The sequence below is a fragment of the Lewinella sp. LCG006 genome, assembly GCF_040784935.1.
Lineage (GTDB): Bacteria > Bacteroidota > Bacteroidia > Chitinophagales > Saprospiraceae > Lewinella.
Genome location: NZ_CP160680.1, coordinates 2,534,428 through 2,559,454 on the forward strand (window position 1 = coordinate 2,534,428; position 25,027 = coordinate 2,559,454).

General features: G+C 48.5%; 25 protein-coding genes and 1 tRNA gene. 7 read left to right on the forward strand and 19 right to left on the reverse strand.

Going from position 1 to position 25,027, the window contains the following annotated elements; genetic code table 11:
• Position 1: 1 nt before the first annotated feature.
• From AB0L18_RS08820 to hisIE, 4 genes are all read right to left on the reverse strand, one after another.
• Positions 2 to 1,144 (reverse strand): Wzz/FepE/Etk N-terminal domain-containing protein, encoded by a 1,143-nt coding sequence (locus tag AB0L18_RS08820; protein ID WP_367392218.1) that lies wholly within the window; start codon positions 1,142 to 1,144, stop codon positions 2 to 4.
• Positions 1,145 to 1,223: 79 nt separating this feature from the next.
• Complete coding sequence (locus tag AB0L18_RS08825) at positions 1,224 to 2,672, reverse strand: oligosaccharide flippase family protein (protein ID WP_367392219.1); 1,449 nt, start codon at positions 2,670 to 2,672, stop codon at positions 1,224 to 1,226.
• Positions 2,673 to 2,680: 8 nt separating this feature from the next.
• Positions 2,681 to 3,202, reverse strand: a complete 522-nt coding sequence (locus tag AB0L18_RS08830) for a methylated-DNA--[protein]-cysteine S-methyltransferase (RefSeq protein ID WP_367392220.1) — start codon at positions 3,200 to 3,202, stop codon at positions 2,681 to 2,683.
• 58 nt (positions 3,203 to 3,260) lie between these two features.
• Positions 3,261 to 3,866, reverse strand: a complete 606-nt coding sequence (gene hisIE / locus AB0L18_RS08835; RefSeq protein WP_367392221.1) for a bifunctional phosphoribosyl-AMP cyclohydrolase/phosphoribosyl-ATP diphosphatase HisIE — start codon at positions 3,864 to 3,866, stop codon at positions 3,261 to 3,263.
• 83 nt (positions 3,867 to 3,949) lie between these two features.
• Between hisIE and AB0L18_RS08840 the strand changes: the two genes are divergently transcribed.
• Positions 3,950 to 4,399 carry a hypothetical protein gene (locus tag AB0L18_RS08840; RefSeq protein WP_367392222.1) on the forward strand — a complete coding sequence of 150 codons (450 nt, stop codon included), beginning with the start codon at positions 3,950 to 3,952 and terminating at the stop codon, positions 4,397 to 4,399.
• Here the strand turns inward: AB0L18_RS08840 and hisF are convergent.
• The 10 genes from hisF to AB0L18_RS08890 all read right to left on the reverse strand — a co-directional run bounded on the left by hisF (position 4,396) and on the right by AB0L18_RS08890 (position 14,194).
• Complete coding sequence (gene hisF / locus AB0L18_RS08845) at positions 4,396 to 5,151, reverse strand: imidazole glycerol phosphate synthase subunit HisF (RefSeq protein WP_367392223.1); 756 nt, start codon at positions 5,149 to 5,151, stop codon at positions 4,396 to 4,398. The genes AB0L18_RS08840 and hisF overlap by 4 nt on opposite strands.
• Before the next feature lie 4 nt (positions 5,152 to 5,155).
• Positions 5,156 to 5,866, reverse strand: a complete 711-nt coding sequence (gene hisA, locus AB0L18_RS08850; RefSeq protein ID WP_367392224.1) for a 1-(5-phosphoribosyl)-5-[(5-phosphoribosylamino)methylideneamino]imidazole-4-carboxamide isomerase — start codon at positions 5,864 to 5,866, stop codon at positions 5,156 to 5,158.
• Positions 5,867 to 5,869: 3 nt separating this feature from the next.
• Positions 5,870 to 6,460, reverse strand: coding sequence for an imidazole glycerol phosphate synthase subunit HisH (hisH, locus tag AB0L18_RS08855; RefSeq protein WP_367392225.1), 591 nt, complete (start codon positions 6,458 to 6,460; stop codon positions 5,870 to 5,872).
• On the reverse strand, positions 6,461 to 7,597 hold the full coding sequence (hisB, locus tag AB0L18_RS08860) for a bifunctional histidinol-phosphatase/imidazoleglycerol-phosphate dehydratase HisB (protein WP_367392226.1): 1,137 nt from the start codon (positions 7,595 to 7,597) through the stop codon (positions 6,461 to 6,463).
• Between the two features lie 251 nt (positions 7,598 to 7,848).
• On the reverse strand, positions 7,849 to 8,895 hold the full coding sequence (gene hisC, locus AB0L18_RS08865) for a histidinol-phosphate transaminase (protein WP_367392227.1): 1,047 nt from the start codon (positions 8,893 to 8,895) through the stop codon (positions 7,849 to 7,851).
• A 3-nt stretch (positions 8,896 to 8,898) separates the two neighbouring features.
• The gene (gene hisD, locus AB0L18_RS08870) at positions 8,899 to 10,185 is read right to left on the reverse strand and encodes a histidinol dehydrogenase (RefSeq protein WP_367392228.1); all 1,287 of its coding nucleotides are present in this window, start codon (positions 10,183 to 10,185) and stop codon (positions 8,899 to 8,901) included.
• A gap of 97 nt (positions 10,186 to 10,282) precedes the next feature.
• Positions 10,283 to 11,143 carry an ATP phosphoribosyltransferase gene (gene hisG, locus AB0L18_RS08875; protein ID WP_367392229.1) on the reverse strand — a complete coding sequence of 287 codons (861 nt, stop codon included), beginning with the start codon at positions 11,141 to 11,143 and terminating at the stop codon, positions 10,283 to 10,285.
• A gap of 240 nt (positions 11,144 to 11,383) precedes the next feature.
• A tRNA-Phe gene (locus AB0L18_RS08880) sits at positions 11,384 to 11,456 on the reverse strand.
• Positions 11,457 to 11,733: 277 nt separating this feature from the next.
• Positions 11,734 to 12,402: a hypothetical protein gene (locus AB0L18_RS08885; RefSeq protein ID WP_367392230.1), complete on the reverse strand. Its 669-nt coding sequence runs from the start codon at positions 12,400 to 12,402 to the stop codon at positions 11,734 to 11,736.
• Between the two features lie 28 nt (positions 12,403 to 12,430).
• On the reverse strand, positions 12,431 to 14,194 hold the full coding sequence (locus tag AB0L18_RS08890) for a peptidoglycan-binding protein (RefSeq protein ID WP_367392231.1): 1,764 nt from the start codon (positions 14,192 to 14,194) through the stop codon (positions 12,431 to 12,433).
• 65 nt (positions 14,195 to 14,259) lie between these two features.
• Here AB0L18_RS08890 and AB0L18_RS08895 point away from each other — a divergent pair, with 65 nt between their 5' ends.
• From AB0L18_RS08895 to AB0L18_RS08910, 4 genes are all read left to right on the forward strand, one after another.
• A complete protein-coding gene (locus AB0L18_RS08895) occupies positions 14,260 to 14,994 on the forward strand; it encodes an RNA polymerase sigma factor (protein ID WP_367392232.1) in 735 nt (244 codons plus the stop codon).
• A gap of 14 nt (positions 14,995 to 15,008) precedes the next feature.
• On the forward strand, positions 15,009 to 15,518 hold the full coding sequence (locus AB0L18_RS08900; protein ID WP_367392233.1) for a hypothetical protein: 510 nt from the start codon (positions 15,009 to 15,011) through the stop codon (positions 15,516 to 15,518).
• Between the two features lie 6 nt (positions 15,519 to 15,524).
• Positions 15,525 to 15,974: a hypothetical protein gene (locus tag AB0L18_RS08905; protein ID WP_367392234.1), complete on the forward strand. Its 450-nt coding sequence runs from the start codon at positions 15,525 to 15,527 to the stop codon at positions 15,972 to 15,974.
• Positions 15,975 to 16,088: 114 nt separating this feature from the next.
• Positions 16,089 to 17,495: a tetratricopeptide repeat protein gene (locus AB0L18_RS08910; protein ID WP_367392235.1), complete on the forward strand. Its 1,407-nt coding sequence runs from the start codon at positions 16,089 to 16,091 to the stop codon at positions 17,493 to 17,495.
• Between the two features lie 41 nt (positions 17,496 to 17,536).
• Here the strand turns inward: AB0L18_RS08910 and ppgK are convergent, their stop codons facing one another.
• From ppgK to AB0L18_RS08935, 5 genes are all read right to left on the reverse strand, one after another.
• Positions 17,537 to 18,301: a polyphosphate--glucose phosphotransferase gene (gene ppgK, locus AB0L18_RS08915; RefSeq protein WP_367392236.1), complete on the reverse strand. Its 765-nt coding sequence runs from the start codon at positions 18,299 to 18,301 to the stop codon at positions 17,537 to 17,539.
• Between the two features lie 77 nt (positions 18,302 to 18,378).
• Positions 18,379 to 19,257 (reverse strand): peptidylprolyl isomerase, encoded by an 879-nt coding sequence (locus tag AB0L18_RS08920; RefSeq protein ID WP_367392237.1) that lies wholly within the window; start codon positions 19,255 to 19,257, stop codon positions 18,379 to 18,381.
• Positions 19,257 to 19,901, reverse strand: a complete 645-nt coding sequence (locus AB0L18_RS08925) for a peptidylprolyl isomerase (protein ID WP_367392238.1) — start codon at positions 19,899 to 19,901, stop codon at positions 19,257 to 19,259. Before AB0L18_RS08925 ends, AB0L18_RS08920 begins: the two co-directional genes overlap by 1 nt.
• 25 nt (positions 19,902 to 19,926) lie before the next feature.
• Positions 19,927 to 20,325: a hypothetical protein gene (locus tag AB0L18_RS08930; RefSeq protein WP_367392239.1), complete on the reverse strand. Its 399-nt coding sequence runs from the start codon at positions 20,323 to 20,325 to the stop codon at positions 19,927 to 19,929.
• Between the two features lie 166 nt (positions 20,326 to 20,491).
• The gene (locus AB0L18_RS08935; protein WP_367392240.1) at positions 20,492 to 21,046 is read right to left on the reverse strand and encodes a thioredoxin family protein; all 555 of its coding nucleotides are present in this window, start codon (positions 21,044 to 21,046) and stop codon (positions 20,492 to 20,494) included.
• A 94-nt stretch (positions 21,047 to 21,140) separates the two neighbouring features.
• On the opposite strand from AB0L18_RS08935, the gene AB0L18_RS08940 reads away from it, so the two are divergent.
• Both AB0L18_RS08940 and AB0L18_RS08945 read left to right on the forward strand, forming a co-directional pair.
• A complete protein-coding gene (locus AB0L18_RS08940) occupies positions 21,141 to 21,383 on the forward strand; it encodes a 4a-hydroxytetrahydrobiopterin dehydratase (protein WP_367392241.1) in 243 nt (80 codons plus the stop codon).
• A 295-nt stretch (positions 21,384 to 21,678) separates the two neighbouring features.
• Positions 21,679 to 25,026 (forward strand): DUF4175 family protein, encoded by a 3,348-nt coding sequence (locus AB0L18_RS08945; protein ID WP_367392242.1) that lies wholly within the window; start codon positions 21,679 to 21,681, stop codon positions 25,024 to 25,026.
• Position 25,027: the final 1 nt, after the last annotated feature.

The window sequence follows — 25,027 nt, forward strand, 5'->3', positions numbered from 1 at the left end:
ATTACTTTCCCTGGTAAACCGCTTTCCAATCAACATCGCTGTACGCCTCAAAAAGGAGTATGCCAATCAGGGTAAAAAAGAAGGTAACAAAGATGGCTGCCAGAACAATTAAGGTGCGAAAAGGCCGGGACTTCACTTGTGGACGCGCCGCATCTTCCACCACTATCATGGCAGGAATATCCGCCTGGTAAGTGGCCTGATATTGCTTCATTTTTTCTTTATCTTCACTAAGGCTGGTGTTGGCTTCCTGGTATTGGCGGGTATACAAAAGCACTTTTGCCAAACCTTCGTTGAAACGATCCAGTTTTAGATTCAATTTGGAGAACTCTTCTTCCAAACCCGCTACTTTTACTTCGTAGATGGCAACAGAGTCTCTGAATCGCCCACCGCGTTCGCTAAAAGCTAAGAGTCTGGCGCGCGAGCTGTTGAGTTGGTTTTCCGTAATTGAGGCCAGGGTAGTAAGGCTTTCAGATTGAGCTTCCGTATTGTAAATGCCATACTGCTTACGTAGCGACTGGAGGCTGTCGCTGAGTACGCTAAGCTGTTCTTCTTTGGCCGCAATGTTGTTCTCAAAAGTAGCGATCGCGCGCTGCTGCGTCGACTTGATGAGCGATTGCCCCAGGTGATTGATTTTTTCACGAGCAGTCCTGGCCATAGTGGCTGCCAACTCGGGGTCCTGGTCTTCAATACTCAGTTGGATAGCATCCCGTTTGGTTTTGGTAATATCGTACAGCCCTAAAAAATGGCGCCTTACGTAGAACTTTCCTTTCGGGCTGTCTTTGTCGATATCATAATGCTCGTACAAGCGAAATGTATCCACCAGGTAGTCAATCAATTCGTTGGATTCACTGATCGTGAGCAAGCGGTCGATATCGCTTTCATTACCATACAGCTCGGGGGGGATCGTGCCGTCGCCAAACAACAGTTCCGGCGTAGCCTGGTCGGGGCTGGTCGCAAAAAAGACGGTACTGGCTTGATAGTACACGGGTAAAAGCAAAACGATAATCGCACTCCCTACACCCGCCAGTAAACAAGCGGTGACGATCACTTTTTTCCAACGAAAAAGGGTACGGAGAACGTCCACCAAATCAGTTTTCGGTGATGTCGTTGAATTATTGGGAACTTTGTCTTTTAGAGCAGTCATAGGCAAAGACTTGCGATTTTTTTTGCAAAAGTAGAAAAAGCCTTGAGCTTTGGTGCATTAGTCCCCATCTTTTGGGTGTTTACGAGGGGCGCAACCACGACCACCAGCTTTTTACATCGAGAAGCCTTAAGGCGAACGCTCCTAATATCCCCGCACATATACAGGCACTAAATTTAACGAACAAAGGTACGGAGAGTAAATGATTGCTGAAGTAATACCCTAAACCACAAAGCAACAAGCCCAGGAAGACTAATCGGAACAACAAATCCAGGGCCATAGGCAACTGCAACAAGTGCTTTGCCAAAGCCAACTGAGCTATAAAAGTAAGGGTTTGGGTAACAAAGGTAGCCTGCGCTGCGCCCAATGCGCCGTAACGAGGAATCAGCCACAAATTGAGGAGAACGTTAATCATAATCCCGGCAACAAACACCCAATTCATTGGCCTTAAGCTGGCATTGGCGGTAAGCAAGGTTCCGTAAACGTAGCCGCCGCTCATGGGGATAAAGGTAAGCATGAGCCATTGCAAGATCTGTCCGGAATAGCTATCGCCATTGGTGTACAGGCTGGTCATAATTGGCGTTGCGAACCAAATAACACTGATGGCCAAACTGAAGGCACCCGTCCACATCGTACTGATGGCCAAACGCGTGAGTGGTACAATATTGACACCCGTCTTCAATTGGCGAGCAAACATGGGCAAGAGCAATCCTGCCAATAAGTACCCCGCAATATTACTAGCATCCAACAACCGGAAAGCGGATGCGTAACGATCTGCTTCTATCGCACCGTTGGGCAGCATTTTTTCAATCATGATGGCATCCAGGCGGGTGTAGGCGGTCATAAGAAACACCACCAGCGCATAGGGTGCACTTTGGCGAAGTAAACTTTGCACCTGTGCTTTACGCCACCGAAGTCGCAACTGTCCGAGCCGAGGGTAGAGGTAGCTTAGTAGCAAAATGATAGTGATGAGGTAAGCCGCTGTTTGCGCCAATACAAACCAGAAGATCGTAAAGTGAGCCTGCCAACTACCGCCCCAGAGCAATACGCCGGCAATAACCACCAAGAGGCTCTTATCCAATACCGAAGCCCAGCTGTCCAGCCGATAAAGGCCTAATCCCGCCAAATTAGAGCGTAGAAAAAGCACCAGGGTCTGTAAAAATTGATTCACACAGATAGCCAGCAATAAGGTCCACACTGCCGGCGACTGGAAGCCCCAGAAATAACCCAGTACAACCGTGACGACAGTGAAAACACCCCCCAGCAAGAGCTTGATGGTGAGCAAGTGCGGGAAATACTTTTGCAGTAAATGGCGGGATTGAGAAAGGTTGCGAGCATTGAAATTCTGAAGCCCAAAATCGGAGATGATCTGAAAGATAAAAGCGAAGTTGAACAGGGTGAAATACAAGCCGTACTCTCCTTCGGGCAGAAGGTTTTGTACCGTACGGTCAATGCCAAAGAGGTAGAAAGATTTTACTACCAAATTAAGCACAACAATCAGTACGGCGTTCCCGGCAAATTCTCTATTCATATTAACCTTTAGAAGAGGCTTCCCTGACGGGCAAAGCTAAGGGGATTTTCCAATTCCAGTAACCTCCGCTTAAAATCGAGGCCATAAAAGTAGCCTTGTAATTGTCCGTTTTTAGCGATCACCCGGTGGCAGGGTACGATGATAGCGATGGGGTTATTGCGGTTGGCCTGGCCTACAGCACGAATGGCTTTGGGGTCGCCCATGCGGTCGGCAATGGATAGATAGGAGGTGGTACGGCCGTAGGGGATTTTTACCAACTCTTGCCAGACCGCCTGATGGAAATCAGTATGCCCAGAAAAATCCAGCGGTAAATCAAAGACTTCTCGCTGCTGCTTGAAATATTCATCCAGCTGCCGAACTGCTTCTTTCAACTCACGAGGAATCGGGCCAGCCGGACAAGGTTTGGTGCTGACCAGGCTCACAGAACGCAACCCATTGGGGCTCCCTACCAGACGAAAGCAGCCAAAGGGAGAAAGATAGTGCGCCTCTACCTGCCCTGGCACCGCTATTTCTTTTTTCTCATTACCCATCGGCTACGTTTTTGTACCTCGCTAATTTAGACCTTATTCAGGAATTTCCCAACATCTTCTACTGGTGCCGTTCCCGTAAGATGGCCATTACTTCCTCCCAGCTATACCCTTTGGCGGCTAATAATACCAGATAGTGGTACATCAGGTCGGCCGCTTCATTGAGGAAAAGGTCCTTGTTGTCATCTTTTGCTTCAATGACGAGTTCCACGGCTTCTTCCCCTACTTTTTGGGCCACCTTATTGATGCCTTTTTTAAACAGCGAGCTGGTGTAGGAGGCGTCATTGGGGTTGTCGCGCCGATCCTGGATCACTTTCTCCAGATAGGGGACAAAGGCACCTTTGTTTTCGGTACCAAAACAAGTGCCCGTTCCCTTGTGGCAAGCAGGTCCTTTCGGCAAAACAAGGGCCAGCAGGGTATCCTGATCGCAGTCAAGCTGGAGGTCGATGAGTTCAAAAAAATTGCCGGAGGTTTCGCCTTTTGTCCATAAGCGGTTTTTGCTGCGGCTAAAAAAGGTCACGCGTTTTTCAGCCAGTGTTTGTGCTACAGCAGCTTGGTTCATGTAGCCCAGCATCAATACTGCCTGAGTATTAACATCTTGGACGATAACGGGTACCAGGCCTTCGCCTTTCTGAAAATCTATCTCTGAACTCGAAAAGTTGTGCATTACTTATTACCTTTAAAAAGTTTAAACAATGAATGTGTGCTACGGCACAAACGAAAAACCACTTTTTTATCTAAATCTTAACAATGGATATTGACAATATTCTTGACGACACCGGCAACGGCGGAACGGAATTAATTATCACGGACCCTATTCGTGGCTTTCTCTCGGAATCAGCCCGTTGGGGGAAATTCATTGCCATCATTGGCTTTGTTTTTATCGGCTTAGGCGTTCTCGCGATGCTTTTTGGCGGTGGTGCTATGATTGCTGGCGGTATGGCTGGCATGGGAGGCGTGATGATCTTGGTATACGTTGTTATACTTGGCATCAGCCTCATTCCCATCTATTACTTGTACAATTTTTCCACAAAAATGCAGGTAGCTTTGCGCGATGATGACCAAATGTATCTTCGTGATGCTTTTGAGAACCACAAATCAATGTTCAAATTCTACGGCATCTTCTTGGCGATCATGTTGGGAATTTACGCTTTGGTCTTTATCATTAGCATCATTTTTGGTGGACTTGCCAGCCTCTAAATCCTTACCGGAATACGCTTTTCGTGCAGGTAACTTTTTAACTGCGGAATAGGTATTTCCCCAAAGTGAAAAATACTGGCGGCCAGCCCAGCATCGGCCTGGCCGCTGGTAAACACTTCGGCAAAGTGTTCCATCGTCCCCGCTCCTCCCGAAGCAATTACGGGAATTTGTACCAGCTCCGCAATGCGTGCTGTTGCTTCATTGGCAAATCCTGCCTTGGTGCCATCGTGGTCCATGCTGGTAAACAGGATTTCTCCCGCGCCACGATTTTCGGCTTCTTTTACCCAGTCAAAGAGTTTCATCTCCGTCGCTATGCGGCCGCCATTGAGGTGTACATACCACTCGTCGCCTACTTGCTTTGCGTCTACGGCTAACACCACAAACTGGCTACCAAAGTCGCGTGCCAATTCACTGATAAGCTCCGGCCGGCGCACAGCAGCTGAATTGATGGATACCTTATCAGCGCCGGCATCCAGCAGTACACCTACATCGTCGACAGATCCAATGCCGCCACCAATGGTAAAGGGTATCTTCAGGTGCCGAGCAATTTTGCGCGCTAACGCAGCCAGCGTTTTGCGCTTTTCGTGCGTAGCCGTGATGTCCAAAAACACCAGCTCATCGGCCCCTTCTTCGCTGTAACGGGCCCCTAGCTCCACCGGATCACCAGCGTCGCGCAATTGAACAAAGTTGACCCCTTTTACGGTTCGCCCATCCTTGATGTCGAGGCAGGGTATGATTCGTTTTGCTAGCATTGGATTAAAAATTTAAATCTTTCAAAGCAATCCGCCCCTCATAAATTGCTTTGCCAATAATGGCACCAAAACAGCCCATCTCCCGCAGTTCTTCCACCTCCTTAATAGCGGTCACGCCGCCACTGGCGATCAGTTGTAATTCAGGGAATTCAGACCTGATTTGCGCATAAAGCTCCTTGGCAGAACCCGCCAAAAGACCATCCTTGGAAACATCCGTGCAAATTGCGTAGCGCACCCCCGCCGCCAGGTAGCGCTCCAGAAAAGGCAGCAACTCCTCCTGGCTTTCTTCCTCCCAACCACTGACGGCGATCTTGCCATTCTTTACATCTGCTCCCAGTATGATGCGTTCAGCACCAAAGCGTTCGAGCCACGAGAGGAAAAGATCAGGATCTTTCACCGCTACGGTTCCTCCTGTGATCTGCCGGGCACCGCATTCAAAAGCAATGCGTAGATCATCATCCTTTTTGAGGCCACCACCAAAATCAATGTGCAGATGGGTCTTACTCGCAATGCGCTCCAATACCTTGTGATTAACGATATGTTTAGCGCGGGCACCGTCGAGGTCTACCAAGTGCAGGCGGGTCACACCAGCATCAGCAAAGGCTTTGGCTACCTCCAGGGGGTCTTCGTTGTAGACCTTTTTTTGGCTGTAGTCGCCCTGGGTAAGGCGCACACACTTGCCATCAATAATGTCGATTGCGGGAATAATATGCATAGATTATAGCTCTAAAAAGTCCAGTAAAATTCGCTCACCCACACTGCCCGATTTCTCGGGATGAAACTGCGTGGCGTAAAAATTATCCTTTTGTAGTACGGCACTAAAAGGGTGGATATAGTCGGTTTCGGCCACCGTAAAAGGGCCAAGTTCTACGTAGTAACTATGCACGAAATAAGCATGCTGTCCTTCCAACTCGGGGCTCAGCCAGCTATTTTCGTGCAAACGCAAGGTATTCCATCCCATGTGGGGTACTTTCTCTTTCTGCTGCGGTCGAAAACGTTTGACCGCCTGGGGAATGATCCCTAAACAAGGCGTATGATCGTCTTCTTCGGAATAATCGCAGAGCAACTGCATCCCCAGGCAAACGCCCAATACAGGCTGTGTCAGGCTGGGAATCAGCTGGTCCAGGCCCTTTTCTCGTAAGAAGGCCATGGTGGTTCCCGCAGCACCTACACCAGGGAAGATCACCTTGTCAGCAGCACGGATCGCGGCGTGGTCAGCGGTGAGTTGTGCCTCGTGGCCAATGCGCTCCATCGCGTAAAGCACCGACCGGACATTCCCGGCGTTGTAGTCGATAATTGCAATTTTCATTTAAAGTATTCCTTTGGTGCTGGGCAATTGGGCATCACGGGCGTCACGGCGTTTGGCCATTTTTATGGCTTTCGCCAAAGCTTTAAACGTCGCTTCAATTTTGTGGTGTTCATTATCGCCCTCCACCTTGATGTTCAGGTTACAACGGGCAGCATCCGAGAAGGATTTGAAAAAGTGGAAAAACATTTCCGTCGGCATGTCGCCGATTTTCTCACGTTTGTATTCAGCATCCCAAACGATCCAGGGGCGACCACCAAAATCAATGGCAACCTGGGCCAGCACATCGTCCATGGGCAGATAAAAACCGTAGCGCTCAATACCGATTTTGTTGCCCAATGCTTGCGCGAACGCTTCCCCGAGCGCGAGCGCGGTATCTTCGATGGTGTGGTGCTCATCGATGTGCAAATCGCCCTTGACAGTTACCTTCAGGTCGCAGCCAGAGTGGCGGGCCAGTTGGTCGAGCATGTGATCGAAAAACCCCAGGCCCGTATCCATTTTGCTTTGCCCTGTCCCATCCAGACGGAGTTCGATCAAAATGTCGGTTTCTTTGGTTTGACGATGTACACGAGCTTCGCGATTGCCCAATTTCAACAATGCGTAGATATCGGCCCAACTGGTGGAGGTCAGCGCAATGGTCGACGCTAGTTCCTTTAATTGAGCTTCCTGAAGTTCATCAGCACCCAATTCCGGCGCATTGTTCATCCAGACTCCTTTGGCACCCAGGTTTTTGGCCAGCTGCATATCCGTCAGACGATCCCCTACAACGTAGCTGTTCGAGAGATCGTAATCGCCTTCCAGGTACTTGGTCAGCAGTGCCGTACCTGGCTTCCGCGTCGGTTGATTGTCTTTGGCAAAGGTGCGATCAATGATGATATCGGAGAAAATAATACCTTCCCCGGCAAGGGTATCAACGATCATGTTTTGGGCTGGCCAAAAGGTCGCTTCCGGAAAGCTCTCCGTGCCCAGGCCATCCTGGTTGGTGACCATTACCAGCTCGTAATCCAGCTCGCGGGCGATACGGCCGAGGTATTGGAAGACCTCCGGGTAAAAGACGACTTTAGATAAGGCATCTACCTGGTAATCTTCTGGCTCCAAATTGAGGGTACCGTCGCGATCGAGAAAGAGTATTTTTTGCATGGTTAATTTTGTTTCAAATATGGGGTGATTAAAAATGTCTGCTATCGTGCTGTCTCTTAAAGCAGGATTGACCACTGATTAAACGGATCAGACGGATTTTCACGGATCTAAAATCTATGTGAATCCTTTTTTAGGCGTGTAATCTACAGGTGACAAGGTCAGTAATCTCATTTATCACTCTACCTTCTACCAAAAGGGGCGGTAAAACCGCCACGCTTCCTTCTACTCTTTTGGCCTAAGCCAAAAAACATTCACTCCTGATAAGCTAACAAGGCCCTAAACAATTTTTCGTTCTCTTCCGGAGTACCCACCGTAAAGCGCAGGCACCCTTCGCAGAGGTACTGCCGCGAACGGTCGCGAACGATGATGCCCTTGTTCATCAAGTAGTTATAGACCCCCTGTGGGTCAGTCACTTTGGCGAGAATAAAATTAGCACTGGAGGGGTAGATACGCTCTACAAACTCCAGGCCGCTGAGGTATTGCTGTAGCAAAGTGCGTTGGCCTAAGAGTATGGTGACTTGTTGTGCCTGTTCTTCCGGCTTTTCCAAAGCAGCGAAGGCTGCTTGCTGGGTCAGTCGATTCACATTGTAAGGAGGCTTTACGGCATGGAGTAAAGCGATAATTTCGGGCGAGGCAAAAGCCATTCCCAGTCGAATACCAGCCAGCCCCCACGCTTTGGAAAAGGTCTGCATCACCACCAGATTGGGATAGCGTTCCAACCAATTGATGTAGGCTGCTCGCCCGGCGAAATCCACATAAGCTTCATCAATCACCACAATGCCTGGGAATTCCTCCAACAACTGTTCGATATCGCTGGCGGCAAAGTCATTGCCACTGGGGTTGTTGGGCGTACAGAGCCAAAGGATTTTTGTTGTTTCAGTGGCTGCCGCCAAAATAGCGGGAACATCGGGCACGAAACGTTTTTTAAGCGGTACCGTCACCACCCCTACGTTGTTAATATCTGCACTCACTTGGTACATGCCATACGTAGGGGGCAGGATGATGACTTTGTCTTGACCGGGTTCGCAAAAAATGCGAAACAAGAGGTCAATGATTTCGTCGCTGCCATTGCCTAGCATAATCTGGCTGGCAGGTATTCCTTTTAATGCCGCCAGCTTCTCCTTGACTGCAGCTGCACCGGGGTCAGGATAGCGATTGAGCCCCGTTTCGTAGGGGTTTTCATTGGCGTCCAGGTAAACGTCGGCCGTGCCTTTGAATTCGTCGCGTGCGGACGAGTATGGATTCAATGCCGCGATATTTGGGCGTACCCACTGCTTGAGATCAAATTTTCGGGACATAGGTCAGGAATTTATTTTTGCTAAACGGATACTCACTGCACGCTGGTGGGCGACGAGGGATTCTGCGGTAGCCATTGTTTCTACCGTGGGGCCAATGTTTTGTAAACCTTCTTTGCTTAACTGTTGGTAGGTGATCTTCTTCACGAAAGCATCCAGCGAAACACCACTGTATGCTCGTGCAAAACCATTGGTAGGCAAGGTGTGATTGGTGCCACTGGCATAATCGCCTACAGACTCTGGAGTGTAATGCCCCATAAAGACCGACCCCGCATTGATGACGCCGGCGGCCAGGTTTTCCGGTTGCTCTACCGATAATATCAGGTGCTCAGGTGCATAGGCGTTGATCAATGCTATCGCCTCGGAGGTGGTAGCCACCACCAGTGCAGAGCTGTTGGCCAGGCTGGCCGCTGCAAACTCGCGGCGAGGTAGAGAAGCGAGTTGCTGCTCGGTGGCTTGCATGATCCGCCGAGCCATCGCCTCTGAATAAGTTACCAAAACCACTTGGCTATCGGTACCATGCTCGGCTTGACTCAAAAGGTCGGCCGCCACAAAATCAGGATCAGCGGTATCGTCTGCGACCACCATCACTTCGGAAGGGCCGGCCGGCATATCAATGGCGACCCCCAATCGACTCACCAATTGCTTTGCCACCGTTACGTAGGCATTACCTGGACCAAATATTTTATAGGTTGCAGGAATGCTTTCTGTACCATATGCCATCGCCGCAATGGCCTGGGCGCCTCCTACCCGAAAGATACGCTCTACCCCGGCCAATTGGGCCGCATAAAGAATGGCCGGATGTACCGTGCCGTCCTTTTGTGGAGGCGTACACAAAACAATCTCTTTACACCCCGCCAACTGCGCAGGCACCGCCAGCATGAGTACCGTAGAAAACAGCGGTGCCGTACCGCCAGGAATGTACAAGCCTACCCGTTCGATACCCACACTCTTGCGCCAACACCTAACGCCCGGCATGGTTTCTATCACTTGAGGCGTTTCCTGCTGGGCTGCGTGAAATTGAGCAATGTTCTCTTTTGCCGTCTGGATGGCAATACGTAAATCTGCCGGGAGTTGCTCGGCAGCCAGTTCAATTTCTTCTTTGCTTACCGCTAATTCCGCCAGCCGCACGCCATCAAATTTGGCCGTCAGGTCCAACAGGGCATCATCGCCCCGTGTAGCTACTTCCTGGAGAATCGCATTGACAGGTGCTTCCAGTTGGGCCAGATCCTGTGCTGGTCGCGCCAGAATTTCGCGCCATTTTTCGGGATCACTATGGAGATAGAGTTGCATAGGTAACGTAAGATTTGATTATGAAAACGTATCTTAATACGATGAGGCTTGCTCGCTAAAACACTACGCTGGGGATACTTTAAAGCAAGTCTTATCCTTAAAGAATCATCTTCTGAATCGGAACAATCAAAATGCCTTCAGCACCTTTTTCCTTGAGCGAATCAATGATATCCCAAAAACGATCTTCTGAAATGACGGTATGGATAGAACTCCAGCCGCTTTGTGCGAGGGGCATGACGGTGGGGCTCTTCATCCCGGGAAGGACATTGATGATGTCTTGGACCGCTTCGTCGCGGGCATTCATCAATAGGTATTTGTTTTTGCGGGCCGTCAGTACCGACTGGATGCGGAAGGTCAGTTTGTCAAGGATTTGCTGTAGCTCGGGGGCTAAATCTTCGTTCTGTACAATGACGGCTTCTGATCGGAGAATGACCTCCTGTTCTACCAGGTTGTTTTTAAAGAGCGTGCTCCCTGTGCTGACGAGGTCGCAGATGGCATCGGCTAAACCAATATTGGGGGCGATTTCTACCGAGCCTGATATCTCGTGAATTTCGGCGGTGACCCCGTGGCTGCTGAGGTATTGACGGAGTGAATTAGGATACGAGGTAGCGATACGCTTGCCCGCCAACCACTGTGGCCCCGAGTAATCGGTTTGTCGAGGAGTGGCAATCGATAGGCGGCATTTAGAGAAACCCAACTGGAGCGCCTCCTTGATGTTTTTCTCTTTTTCGATCATGGTATTCTGACCGATGATCCCGATGTCGGCGACTCCGTCTTGTACGTACTGAGGAATATCGCCGTTGCGGAGATAGAGCACGTCGATCGGAAAGTTACGTGCGGAGGCCTTTAGTTGATTGCGACCATTGTCGATACTAATGCCACATTCTTTTAAGAGTTTGAGGGAGTCGTCGAGTAAGCGCCCTGATTTTTGCACAGCTACTTGGAGTCGGTTGGCCATTTTCGGAGTTATTTATGGTTTTGAACAGTATTTTCCGATTAGTGTTGGAGAAGGCCTGACTTATTTCCGACAAAAAATTGAGCGTTTGGGGAAATAAAAAAAGGCCTTCCGCGACTAACGGAAGACCTTTTTTTGTGTGTTAATTCAGTAATTATGCACGCATCAGATCACCATTCGCCGCAAAAGCAAAGCCTGAATGATGATGATGTACAAAAGTTAAGTTCATAATTGCTAAAGAAGTGGTGTGGGGCGGAATCGAACCGCCGACACATGGATTTTCAGTCCATTGCTCTACCAACTGAGCTACCGCACCAACCTATAATAGTACCTTTCTTTAAAAGGCGAGGCAAATTTAGGACTAATTTCATTAGGAGGCAAGTTGTAGGGTGCTTTTTTATGATTTTTCTTTCTTGGCGCGCCTATACTATCATGGTTCGGCCTCTTAATCAGAGATTTAGATAGATCGAGGGATAGGAAGAAAAAATGAATGATGAGTTAGCTTGCTAGCGTCTCCGACGCGACGCATAGTGTTTTCAAGTCTTTGACTTGTCTCCAGTTGCTTCTTTAAATGCAAAAGTCAGAGACTTGAATTAATTCATTTTCCTTTCCCATTCTTGCTCGTTATAAATTTTAGTCAATTCTAGTATTATGGACTCTCCATCCGGAAAGTATCTCTCATACTTGACCATCCCAATGCCTTTAGCGTAATAACTGTATTGATAATACTCATATTCAGCAGGCTCTCCCACCAGGCCAAATTTATAGACTCCCTTGAACTTAAGGCAGTTATAATCAGTCCCTAGCACACTCACGTTTGAGCGCCCAACGAATGTTCTTTCCTTTAAAAAAAATATCCGCTCTCCATTATCGTCCAATTCAATAGCATATTCATACGGACCATCTTTTTTCCATTTATAGACGTCTGTCTTCTGAATATCTCTATACAAAGGAGCCCCCACTTCATCAAAATTAATGTAACTAACCAAAACGGAACCTTCGTGATTGAACTCCTCTTGAATGAGTTCGAATTGAACATAATTAGCGTCGAAAGCCTCGGTTGTCAGATTATTTCGAGCACTAACTATTCTCCAATACTGACTTTTTGTGGAATCTGCTTTACAAGCATACTCATAAACGCGCGGGAGGTCAGTATCAAAACTCGAATAGTAGTATTCCTTATAGGTCTGGCAACTTGTTCCCATTATGATTATCAAAAAGAGGAAATAAATACCAAGTTTACCAATACTTAGGGTGTGCATTACCATCGATTTTAAGTTTTACAAAACCCTACTCAAATCGCTTCAAAGGTACTCCTGCAATTGCCCGTAGGGCTGCGATAGACAATTGTCGGGCGACGGCTTCTGAAGTACCCAGGTCGAGATAATGATCTTCAATTCTGACTTGTGACTGGAAATAAGCCATTTTCAGTGCTTGTGCAGTAGGCGCAAGTAGGGGGTCGGTGCCAGCCCAGCGATCAACATTGCGGAAGAGGTTTTGTTGCCAGGTTTCCAGGATGGTGGCTTCGGTAGCGGGGAGGCCGGTGGTTTGGTAGTAAAGGATATTCTGCCGACCAGCAGCTTCCTGCAAAGCTTCTGTTTGGGAGAGCGCTGCCGGGTTGAGGTCCATGGCAATGGTGTGTAGGAGCTGAATTTCGGCCCAACTGGTGAAGGTGCCACAATTGTCCTGTTGGAGCAAGCGGCGGTAATCGCCCATTTGCTGAAGCGCATTTTGGGTGGCTTGGGGGTGGCGATCATTCACCCAGCAAGGCAAGAGGTAACTCACCGCAGGGGCAGCATGCACGTAAAAAAGGTGCAACAGCAGTTGATCGAGGCCTTGATAAGCATAAGTAGCGCGATAATTGAAGACGCTGGTACTTACACCACTATTGAGATAAGCAGCTTTGATCGCATCATTCATCAGTTGGTTTACTTCGGCACTGGCACCCAATCCCGTAAACGAAAGATAAGCCTGATACGCAAGTCCGATGGCCGTTTGGTCGCCTTCTATCACCAGCGGCGCATTAGGGTCGTAAGGCAGTTCGCGGATGGCTAATTGAAGCGCATTCTGCTTTTGGGTAGCGTTGATGTTTTGGTAAAAAGGAATCAGTTGTTGGTATTTCCTTACGGTGAAATCCTGGGTACGCATCTGTTCGTAGGACTGGGTAGTCCCTGATCCGTAATAACCATCGAGGCTACTCTGGTAATAACCACTAGCCTTGAGTACGCGCTGTAGTTCTATCACGGAATTGCGTTTTACGTTGCCTCGGATATCCGGCAAACGCGGCGTGGGTTTGTCAACCACCGGGCTGACCACACTTATCGAACTTCCGACAGGTGTAGTAGTGGGCGTTGTAGGGCGCGGAACGGTTGGTGGGTTTTTAGTAATAATACCACCATCCTTAACCTCCATTTCTTCGGGTTGAACCGGGGGAGGTACAGTCCGAGTACTGGGCGTTGGCGAAACGGGTGTCCCTTCTGAGAGGTTTAAAGGAATGAGGTCTTCCTTAATACCCGTAGCTACGTTGGTGACCGGGAGTAGCCGACCGCTATTGACCATCTTCACGAAAGCATCATCAAAACCGAGGCTACGAATACGCGGGAGTTCTGCTTTTGCTGTTTCAACATCAGGAAAAGTACCCGTTAATACTTTTACCGCACCATCGGCGAGCAAGACATTCAGCGTCCCCGCTCTACTCAGATCTTGCCAATTGACGGTCTTAATGTCGTAGCGAGTAGCTATTTGAATAACCGGTACATCAATGCCTTGGGCATAATTCCCCGGAAGGGCGCGCGCATTGGTGAAACCTTCAGCTTTTAATGCTTCCACCACCTCTTCAGCAGTAGTTGCTTTAGGATATTGCCCGAGAAATACTTGTTGCAAATTTCCTTCGCCCATTTGTACGTAAAGAAACCCGAGCGGGCGAACTTTAGCAAAATCTTGAGGTCGAACCTCTACGAAAGATCCTACGAAAGCAGTATAATAGTCTTGACTAGTAAGTGGCTGCCAGAAAGAAAAACAACCAAGTAGCAGCAGAATAAAGAGTTTGTTCATGCGGTCTTTTTTAGTACCAGTGTATAGGGTTCGGCAAAATAAACGAATACATTAGAGAAAAACGTATGGCATTGAATGATCTTCCTGTAAGTTATTCATCCGTAGGAGGCACAAGAAAAAGCTTTGGCAGTATTAAACCAACGTACTTGGAGCTTGTCAAATGCGTTGGAATATATCCGGGGCTCAGTACCGGATACAACAACCGGGAGGAAAATCCGACTGATGAAAGAATATTAAAGCTGTTAATCTTGCTGTCAGCCGATACCGATCAGGAAATTTTGCGTCTTATGCAGGAGCCTACCCAACGTGAGCGTGGGTTCAGGCTACTGGTGCATACCTACGGGGATCGTTTGTATCAACATATCCGACGGATGGTGCATACCCATGAGGATACCAATGATGTTTTGCAGAACGCTTTGGTAAAAATTCATCGGGGGATAGAAAGATTTCAGGGAAACAGCCAGTTGTATACCTGGCTCTACCGGATTGCTACCAATGAAGCACTTACTTTTTTAGAGCGCCGTAAAAGACAGCGCCGTTTGTTTGTAAGTCCAGGTAGCGAAGATCATTTCCTACCCGAAGCACATGCCGAATTGCACCTGGATGGAGCATACGTGAGGGAACGACTGGACCAGGCTATCGCTGAGTTGCCGCCGAAGCAAAAGGCTGTTTTTAGTTTGCGTTATTTTGAAGAAAAAAGCTACCAGGAAATGGCCGACATTTTTACTACTTCGGTGGGGGCTTTAAAAGCCAGTTACCATCACGCGGTCAAGAAAATTGAAGCTCACTTAAGTAAGTGACAGAAGAAAAAAATATGAGAGAACAAAAAATAATCAGACAAGAACTCCGCGAGCAAAAAGCAGAACGCTTGTTGTCTCAACAGGGCAAAACGCCAGGCTGGGAGCTGCCTCCTGGTTATCTGGACCGACTGACCGATGAGGTGCTGAAAGCAAGTGCCATTACTTCTTCTGCGGCTTCACCAAAGCTTATCCGTTTTAATCACCAATGGCGAATAGCCGCCGCTGCGGCAGTAGTTGTTTTGGCACTGGGCTGCTGGTATTGGTCTTCCGGGAGTAGTGACGCTCAAACAGTCGCGGTATCTCAGCCAGATTGGAGCGACATCCCGACGGAAGAACTACACGCTTACGTGGACCAGCATATTGATGATTTTGAGGTAAGCTTATTGGCGGCCTCGGCCGGAGGATCACTTAATGAGGTAATTCCCGGCAATGATATTAGTACCGAAGCCTTAGAAGACTATCTGGAAGCGGAGGGCTGGCTTGATGAATTAGACGTTTCGGACCTTTTTGAAGAAAACATGTAACAAAAAATGCAAAAACTAACGCTACTACTATGCTGTGCAATGCTGACCTTGGGTGCCTACGCACAAGATGGCGACTGGGTGCCAGAAAATGATCAGATTCGGGCCCAGCGTGCCGCTTATATTACCCAGCGCTTGAACTTAAACAGCACCGAGGCCGCCCACTTTTGGCAATTGTTCAACGAATACGAAGCTGCTAAAGAAGCACTGAAGAAATCCTTTCGCACAACAACTTACCGACCGTCAACGGAAGCAGAAGCAGACCAATTGATCCAGCGTAGGCTGGAACTCGATGAAGCGCTGCTGCGGCAGAAACGCGATTTTTATAACCAGGTCAAAACCAAAGTCCCCGCTACCAAACTGGTACTACTCCCACAGGCTGAAAATGAATTCAAGAGAGATTTATTACGGCAAATCCGGGACCGCCGACAACAGTCGGGTAGAAGTAATGGTGGATAACCATAATACTTTTGTACCTTGTTACCAATGATTCATTTCTTTTTGCGTTGTTTTGCAACAAACCAACTGTTTCCACACGTATATCAAACCTGACGTTAAAATAGTTAGTAGCGTATGAACAGAAGAAGAAAAGAGGACTGGGATACCAGGATTGTTGATTTGGTGACAGCTTACGAAACAGGTGAAGCCACTGCTTTTTTGGATATGGATGCCTACCACGATCTGATTGAATACTATCAGAACGAGGAACAATTTGAAAAAGCCCTTACGGTAGCTCGGCAAGCTTGTTCTCAATATCGGTTCTCTACAGATTTTTACGCTCAACAAGCGCAGCTGCTCCTCTATACAAATCGACATGGCCAAGCACTGGAAATCCTGGAGTTGGCCCTCACTTTTGCACCAGGAGACTTTGAACTTAACCTCCTTTTGGCGGAAGCCTTTATCAGAACAGGAAAAAACCAAGCCGGGTTGGCTCGCCTGGCACCTTACAAACTACAGGCAAGCTTGGAAGACCTGAGCGAAATCTTGCTCGTTGAATCCATTGCCTACGAGCGCCAAGGTCAATACGAGCACATGTTTTATGCCCTCAAAGCAGCCCTTGAAGCAGACTGGACCAATGAACGCGCCCTGGAAAGAGTAAGCCTATGTACTGACTTCTGCCGAAAACACGACGAAGCATGCACACTTTACCGTAAAATCATCGACGAAGACCCTTATAATGCTTTAGCCTGGTACTATCTGGGCCAGGCACTCGTATATTTAAGGAAGTTTGAAGAAGCGCTCGAAGCTTACGAATACGCTTTTCTTGCCGATCCCGATCTAGAGGAAGCTTACCTCGAATTTGCGGAACTGTCTTTTGAGATCCACCAACCAAATATCGCTCTGGAGACGTACAAAGAGATGGCGGAGCGTTTTGGTACGGATGGCGACCTGCTGCTGCGCATGGGAAGCTGCTACCACGAAATGAGCCAGCACGAAACTGCCCGGGCCTACTTGGAGCAAGCCGCCCGGATTGAGCCGCACAACGATGAGGTGATTTTTAAAATCGGCGAATGCTACGCAGCACAGGAAAAGTGGGTGATTGCCCGAAGTTTCTTTGAAAAGGCCATTCGGATGAACGGTGAGGACGAGAACTACTACCAGGCGCTGGCGGAAGCTGCTTTTGCTACCAATGACTTTTCGGAAGCGGAGAACGCCTATGACGCCGCGCTCGACCTCGCTCCCGATAATAGCCAACTCTGGCTGGATTTGGCATGGTTTTACCTGGAAATGCTAAGGCCGCAAGAGGCACTTGAGTTACTGGAGGAAGCAAATGAAGCCCTGTATGAAAGTGAAATTGAATACAGTTATATCGCGTGCTTGTTCAGCAACGGCCGCAGGCAGGAAGGACTGACAAAGCTGGCAGAAATCTTAACCGAAAACTACCCAGAGCACGCCTATCTTTTTGATTGGCACCCTCCTTTGCGTAATGATGCCGAAGTGATTGCCCTCATTAGTTTGTTTAAGCCAGAGGGCGGCTAAGGGGATAGCCTTTCATGTGTTTTCCCGTTTTTTTTCGTCCCTTACCCGAGTTGCTGCTCCTGCTCCCAAGCATAATAAGCAGCACCAACAGCTCCTGCCTTGTTGAGATAGCCAGCGGGTTTTACCCTGAAATCAACCGTTAACTGATCTTTGTATTCGTCAAAGCTTTTGCTACCACCGCCACCGATGATGATCAAGTCTGGAGAAAACAAGCGTTGTAAATGCAATAGGTATTTGTTGAATGTCTTTCCCCACTGTGCCCAACTGAGGTCTTTTTCCGCACGAGCCATTTTTGAGATGTACTTTTCTGCAACCTCTTTTTTATTTTTGAGGTAGAGGTGCCCCAACTCCGTATTGGGAACCAATTTGCCATCAATAAATAAAGCTGATCCGATGCCCGTACCCACCGTGAGCATCATTACCAGGCCCTCCTCGCCTTTGCCGGCACCAAAGCGCATGGACGCCACCCCGGCGGCGTCTGCATCATTGAGTACATAAACATGGCAACCCGACGACTTGCACAGCAAATCTGCGATGTTGACACCGATCCAGCTAGGGTCAATATTAGCGGCACTCAAGGCCACGCCGTGGCTGACGATAGCCGGGAAGCCAACACCTATAGGGCCTTTCCAATTGAAAAACGCTACCAACTCCTTGAAGGTAGCAGCTACGGCCTCAGGGGTAGCGGGTTGTGGCGTATCAAGACGGTGCCTCTCGGTGATCATTTCACCGTTCTCTACATTGATCAGCCCGCCTTTGATCCCGGTGCCTCCAATGTCTACACCAAGAATAATATTTTCTTTCATGATCTACTTAGTAATTTGACGGAATCAGTTATTTCTGCCTGCGTACCGCAGGTAGGCAAGTTTATTCCGTCACTTATTTAACGGATAAGCTTAATCACCATCCAAACATCCTCATTAGGGCGATTTTGCCCATTCGTATTTACTGCCGCAATCCGATCAATAACGTCTAAACCTTCCACGACCTGACCAAAAACGGTATACTCCTGATCGAGAAAGGGGGTGCCGCCCATTTTTAGGTATTCTTCCCTTACGTAGGATGGATAGCGAAACCGCGCAACACCTTCTCTGGTGTTGAGTTCTTGCTCACTAACTGTTTTTCCTTGTACAATATAGAATTGAGAACCAGAACTGCGCTTTTGCGGATTGTTGGTGCGGGCTGCGGCCAAGGCACCTTTCACGTGTGCCAACGAATCCACAAATTCAGCTTTGATGGTATATCCTGGCCCACCAGATCCGAGTGTCTTCCCCGGAGGGGCATTTTTACTATCGGGGTCTCCCCCTTGAATCATAAAACCCTGAATCACCCGGTGAAAAAGCAAGCTGTCGTAATAGCCTTGCTCTACCATTTTTACAAAATTGTCCTGGTGCAAGGGGGTGCGGTCATAGATTTCGGCCAGCATGTCGCCCATAGGAGTCTGAATCAAGACCAGGCAACGTTCTGGTGCTACCACCGTCACTTTCTTTTCTTTAGTCCCGGTTTTTCCTTTCTCGTCGGTGGCGGTAAGCTTTACGGTGTAGGTTCCGGAACCTAGGAAGCGGTGCTCCGGAGAGGTTTCCGTAGAAGTTACGCCGTCACCAAAATCCCAGAGGTAAGATTGAGCTTTTTCGGTTTCGTTGTTAAACGTCAGCGTCTTAGCTGCAGGGATGTCTTCGGTGGGTACCGAAAAATTAGCCATTGGGCGGGCGCAGCTACCAAGAAGGGCAAAGACCGCCAGGTAAAAAATGATCTTGTGCATTAGTTCAGGATTTTTACGGTCATTTTGACATCAGAAAGCGGTCGATTACCAGCTTGAGGATTGGTGCTGACCGCAGCGATAGCGTCGATCACTTCAAGACCTTCGACAACTTCTCCGAAAACCGTGTACTCAAAATCAAGCTGTGGTGTACCTCCCAATTCCTTGTAAAGCTGGCGCTGTACATCGGAATAAGGCCTGCCTGCACGTTGCCCTATGTTGTCCAACTCAGCGTCTGTGACTGGTTTGCCTTGGACAATATAAAACTGAGAGCCAGAGCTGGCTTTTTCTGGGTTTTGGGTCCTAGCAGCTGCCAATGCACCTTTTAAATGCAGTGCACCAATTTCGGCAGGAACGGTATAGCCTGGGCCACCCATGCCTAGCGATTGGCCAGCCGGTGCCGTTTTGCTGTCGGGGTCACCTCCCTGGATCATAAAACCTGAAATAACCCGGTGAAATAAGGTACCATCATAAAAGCCTTCTTCCGCCAGTTTGATGAAATTATCTCGGTGTTGAGGAGTGCTGTTGTAGAGCTTCACCTTCATGTCGCCAAACTCCGTAGAGATGAGCGCATAGGTGCTTTTGTCGCTGTTGCAGCCACTCAGGGTGGCCAGGATCAAGAGGGCGAAAAATAATCTTGTTATCATGCGGATCAGGATTTTACAAAATGGTCTATTTATTACCTTCATCAAGCGAAGCTGTTTCCGCCTCCCATTCTTTGAAGTAGCGGATAATTGCTTGCTTGAAAAGGATTTCTTGTTCTTTTATATTATTGGGGGGGATTTTACGTATCATCTCCCAATGGGGCCAACCATCAGCATCGCGCCCTACAAACGCGTAGTAGCCGTAATAACTCATCAAGCGACAAGTGGCAATGTGCATCAGGTCCTGCTTTTCTTCTTTGCTAAACTTTTCCTGCCAGCGCCCCAATTCTTGGATGCCAATCAAAAAAAGAATACCATTCAGGTCGGGCAGTACCTCCCGCTGAAAGCTATCTTTAAGGAAATGACGAATGCGTAACCATTCGAAATCCATCTCCCACTCCTCGTTTTCTACGTTTTTTGTTTCCACAGGGGGCAAAAATAGTGATTTGAACGTTGTAGAACAACTTAGTAGAAGGATCGTCCTTTACAGGACTTGAAGTAGAGGGTAGAAAGAAGCAAAAACAGTAGCATTTCCCTCTACTATCTACCATGATCGACTTCGGTCGATCTTCTCTCTACAGCTGCGATGCAGCTTATTTCCACTTGATGTTACACCCTGCGCTCGGATACTGCTTCTCGGGTGCTGGCTGGCCAGCGAGCATCTGGTCGAGTGCCTGGCGTAGGTCTTTTCCGTTGAGCGGATCATCATTTTTGGGGCGGGAACTGTCGATACGGCCACGGTAATAAAGCTGCTGCTTGCCATCAAAGATGTAAAAATCAGGTGTACAGGCGGCGTCATAGGCTTTTGCTACCTCCTGGCTTTCATCGTAGAGATAAGGGAAGTTGTAGCCAACCGTTTGGGCGTGCTCTTTCATCAGTTCTGGGCCATCCATGGGGTAGTTCTCTACGTCATTGGAGCTGATGCCAACAAAGCCAACGCCTTTCGCCTGGTAGTCGCTAGCGATCCGTACGATTTCTTCGTTGACGTGGATGACGTAAGGGCAGTGGTTGCACAAAAACATAACAACAGTACCTTTTTCGGTGGCGATATCTTGAAGGTGGAGGGTTTTGCCACTTATGGTATCAGGCAGCGTAAAATTGGGAGCTTTCGTCCCGAGGGGGAGCATGTTGGATTCTGTAAGGGCCATGAGCTGGTTGATTAATTCTCAGACAATTTCTGCAAAAGTAAAGTTATTCAACATCTTTAGGGGGCTAAGTGTTGAGAGAAAATAAACCGTACTTATGTGGAAAGAAATAAACAACGAACTACAAGCCGAATTCAAATTCAAAAATTTCACCCAGGCTTTCGCCTTTATGACCGAAGTAGCTTTTGTAGCGGAGGCTCAGGAGCACCACCCCAATTGGTCAAATGTTTATAACACGGTCAGCTTTCGCTTGAATACCCACGATGCAGGAGATGTAGTCACGGATAAAGACCATCAACTTGCTGCTGCTATTGATGAGATAGCGGCGAAGTATCGGTAGGGATTCAACTGCCCACCCTGCCCGAGCGGCTACTCACTCCCGCCCGAGTGGCTATCCACCCTGACCGAGTGGCTATCCACCCCCGACGCTCTGCGTCGACCCCGCCAGCGGGGTATATGGGCGGGCCGTGGCCCGATTCATCTGAAGAAAGGATGGCCCCAAATCGTCATAATTCCGTCATTCGCTGCATAATCGTAGTGTCTTCCCTGATTTCCTTCCTGCTAAAGCAACTATTGCGTACACTAAAGCGTATATTTGGAAGTTGTAGATGTAGCATTAGATTTTCAAACAAGCAATGCAGAAAGGAATGGCGGCCAAAGATAATTACCAGTTACTGGTAGAGAAGTTAGATGAGTTTATTCGCAAGTATTACTTGAATCAATTGATCCGGGGAGCATTGTACAGCATAGGGGCTATTCTGCTCCTGTTCTTAGCGGTGAGCCTGATGGAGAATTTCTTCTATTTTGGCAAAGGCGGTCGAAAACTGTTGTTTTTTGGATTTATGGGTACCAGCCTGATTGCCTTGGGTATTTGGGTGGTGCGGCCCTTGTTGGCTTATTTTAATCTGGGGAAAGTGATCTCTCACGAACAGGCTGCTCAGATCATTGGCGATCACTTCAGCAATGTAAAAGACAAGCTGCTCAACGTACTACAACTACGCCACCAAGCCGATACCGCCGAGAACAAGGCCCTGATTATGGCCAGTATCAACCAGAAAACGGAGGAAATCAGTCCGGTGCCTTTCCGTTCAGCCATTGATTTAAACAACAATCGCCAGTACCTCAAGTACGCATTGCCGCCACTGCTACTGCTTGTCGTGTTGTTGTTTGCTGCACCAAGTATGATCAAGGATTCTACGCGTCGGTTGATTCGCAATGGCCAGGAATTTGAACGTCCCGCACCTTTTCGCTTTAAATTATTGGCAGATGAGCTATCGGTGGTGCAGTTTGGCGACTTTCCGCTGAGTATTGAAATCGACGGTGAGCAATTCCCCAACGAGGCTTACATTGAAGTAGACAACTACCAATACCGCCTGACGAAGGATGCTATCAATAAATTCTCTCACCGTTTCAGCAATGTGCAAAAGGATACTCGTTTCCGCCTGTATGCGAGTGGTGTCAGCTCCGAAGAGTTCACCCTGGAGGTGATGAAAAAGCCGAATATTGCCAGCTTTGAAGTACAACTGAATTACCCTGCTTACTTGCAGCGGCGCAACGAAAAATTGGACAATATTGGTGATCTGAACGTACCCGTGGGGACGACGATCAACTGGGTGTTCAACGCCCAGTATACCGACGATTTGAGCATTGCTTTTTCTGATGATCAAGAAGTTAAAGCTGCCCGCCGTTTTGATGACAACCTGTTTACGCTGGAAAAGCGGGCACTTCGCGACCTTACCTACCGGCTTTATATCTCCAATAATTTGCTGCCTAATGCGGATTCTATTGGTTACAGCCTTAGCGTAATCCCTGACCTCTATCCGGAGATCAGCGTAGAGGCCTTCCAGGACAGTAGCTTCAATAAGCTGATGTACTTTATCGGAGAAGCATCGGATGATTACGGCCTGACAAGCCTGAATTTCCATTACACCGTCAGTGATGTAGAGGGAGCGGCCCAGGAACCGGTGAGTCTTCCGCTGGCGATCAACAAAGGAAAAGCCCTGCGCTATGACTATACTTTTGATTTTCAGGAACTAGGGCTGAAGCCCGGTGACAATGTAGTGTATTACTTCGAGGTTATGGACAACGACGGTGTGAACGGTCGTAAATCGGCACGTACCAACCTGATGAGTTACGCCGTACCCACAGAAGAAGAAATTGCTGCCCAGATTGATGAAAATAAAGAGCAGATCAAGGATAATCTGGAAGCAGCCCTAAAAGAATCGAAGGAGATTCAAGATCGGATGAAGGAGATGCGTGAGCAAATGCTTCAGAAGAAAGAAATGGACTGGCAGGACCGCAAGGAGCTGGAAAAAATGCTGGAGCGGCAGAAAGAGTTGCAAAAGCAAATCCAGGAAGCTGAGCAGAAGTTTGAAGAAAACATCCAAAAGCAGGAAGAGCTTTCTCCACAAGACGAGCGTATCCAGGAAAAGCAGGAACGCCTGCAGGAGATGTTTGAGGAATCGTTGAGTGAAGAGATGCAGGAGCTGATGAAGCAAATTGAAGAATTGCTGCAGGAGATGGACAAAGACCAGGCACTGGAAATGATGGAAGAGATGGAGCTCAGCGATGAAGAGATGGAGATGGAGCTGGATCGGATGATGGAAATGTACAAGCAATTGGAGCTGGAACAAGAAATGCTGGAAACCATCGAAGAGCTGGAAAAACTAGCCGAAGAGCAGGAACAACTCGCTGAGGAAACCGAAAGCGGTGAAAAGTCGCAGGAAGAACTTCAGGAAAAGCAAGAAGAGATCAGCGAGAAGTTTGACGACATCCAGAAGAAGATGGAGGAGATGGAGAAGAAGAACGAGGAACTGGAAAAACCCACCGAAATGGGCGACTTTGACGAGCAGTCGGAGAGCATCGAAGAAGATATGCAGGAGAGCCAGGAGCAGTTGGAAAAACAAGAAAATGGAGGCGCCAGCAAATCGCAGAAAAAAGCAGGGCAGAAAATGAAGAGCATGGCCAGCATGATGCAACAGCAGATGCAGAGCCAGGAGATGGAGCAGATGGAAGAGGACATGCAGGCTTTGCGCCAATTGCTTGAAAATCTTGTAGGATTGTCTTTCGACCAGGAAGGATTAATTGATAATTTCGAACGTGCTGGCATCAATACGCCGCGTTATGTAGAGTTGGTGCAGGGACAGTTTAAGCTTAAGGATGACTTCCGCCTTATCCAAGATAGTTTGCATGCTTTGAGTAAGCGTGTTTATCAGATTGAGTCATTCGTGACGGAAAAGGTAACGGAGGTTCGCACCAGTATGCGTAAGAGTGTGGAAGAACTGGAAGAACGCCGCGTGCCCCAAGCTTCTGAATTCCAACAGCGCACCATGACCAGCGTAAACGACCTGGCCCTGATGCTTAGCGAAGTGATGAACCAGATGCAGCAGCAAATGTCGGGGATGATGGCCGGCAATCAAATGTGCGATAATCCTGGCGGACAAGGCCAGGGCAAGCAAGGGAATACCCCAAGTGATAAGATGAGCCCAGGCCAGCAGTCGATCAATGAAGGGCTGCAACGCATGAAGAACGCGCTGGAAAAAGGCGAGGGAGTATCGAGCAAAGAATACGCCCAAATGGCCGCCCGACAGGCTGCCTTGCGTAACGCCCTGCGCAAAAAACAAGCAGAACGGCAGCAACAAGGCAATGGCACCGACCAGAAACTGCAGGAGCTGATCGATGAGATGGACCGCAGCGAAGAGGACCTGGTCAACAAGCGCCTCACCAATGAAATGATGCAGCGCCAGCAAGAAATCATGTCGCGCCTACTGGAGCATGAAAAAGCGGAACGCCAACAAGACCAGGACGAACGCCGCAAGTCGGATACCGCCCGCCAGCGGGAGCGCGAGCTGCCGCCATCACTACAGGAATACCTGAAAAAACGAGAAGCAGAAATTGATATGTTTAAAACAGTTTCGCCTTCGTTGAAACCTTATTACAAGTACCTCGTAGATGAGTACTTTAAGAATTTGCGGGCAAATTAGG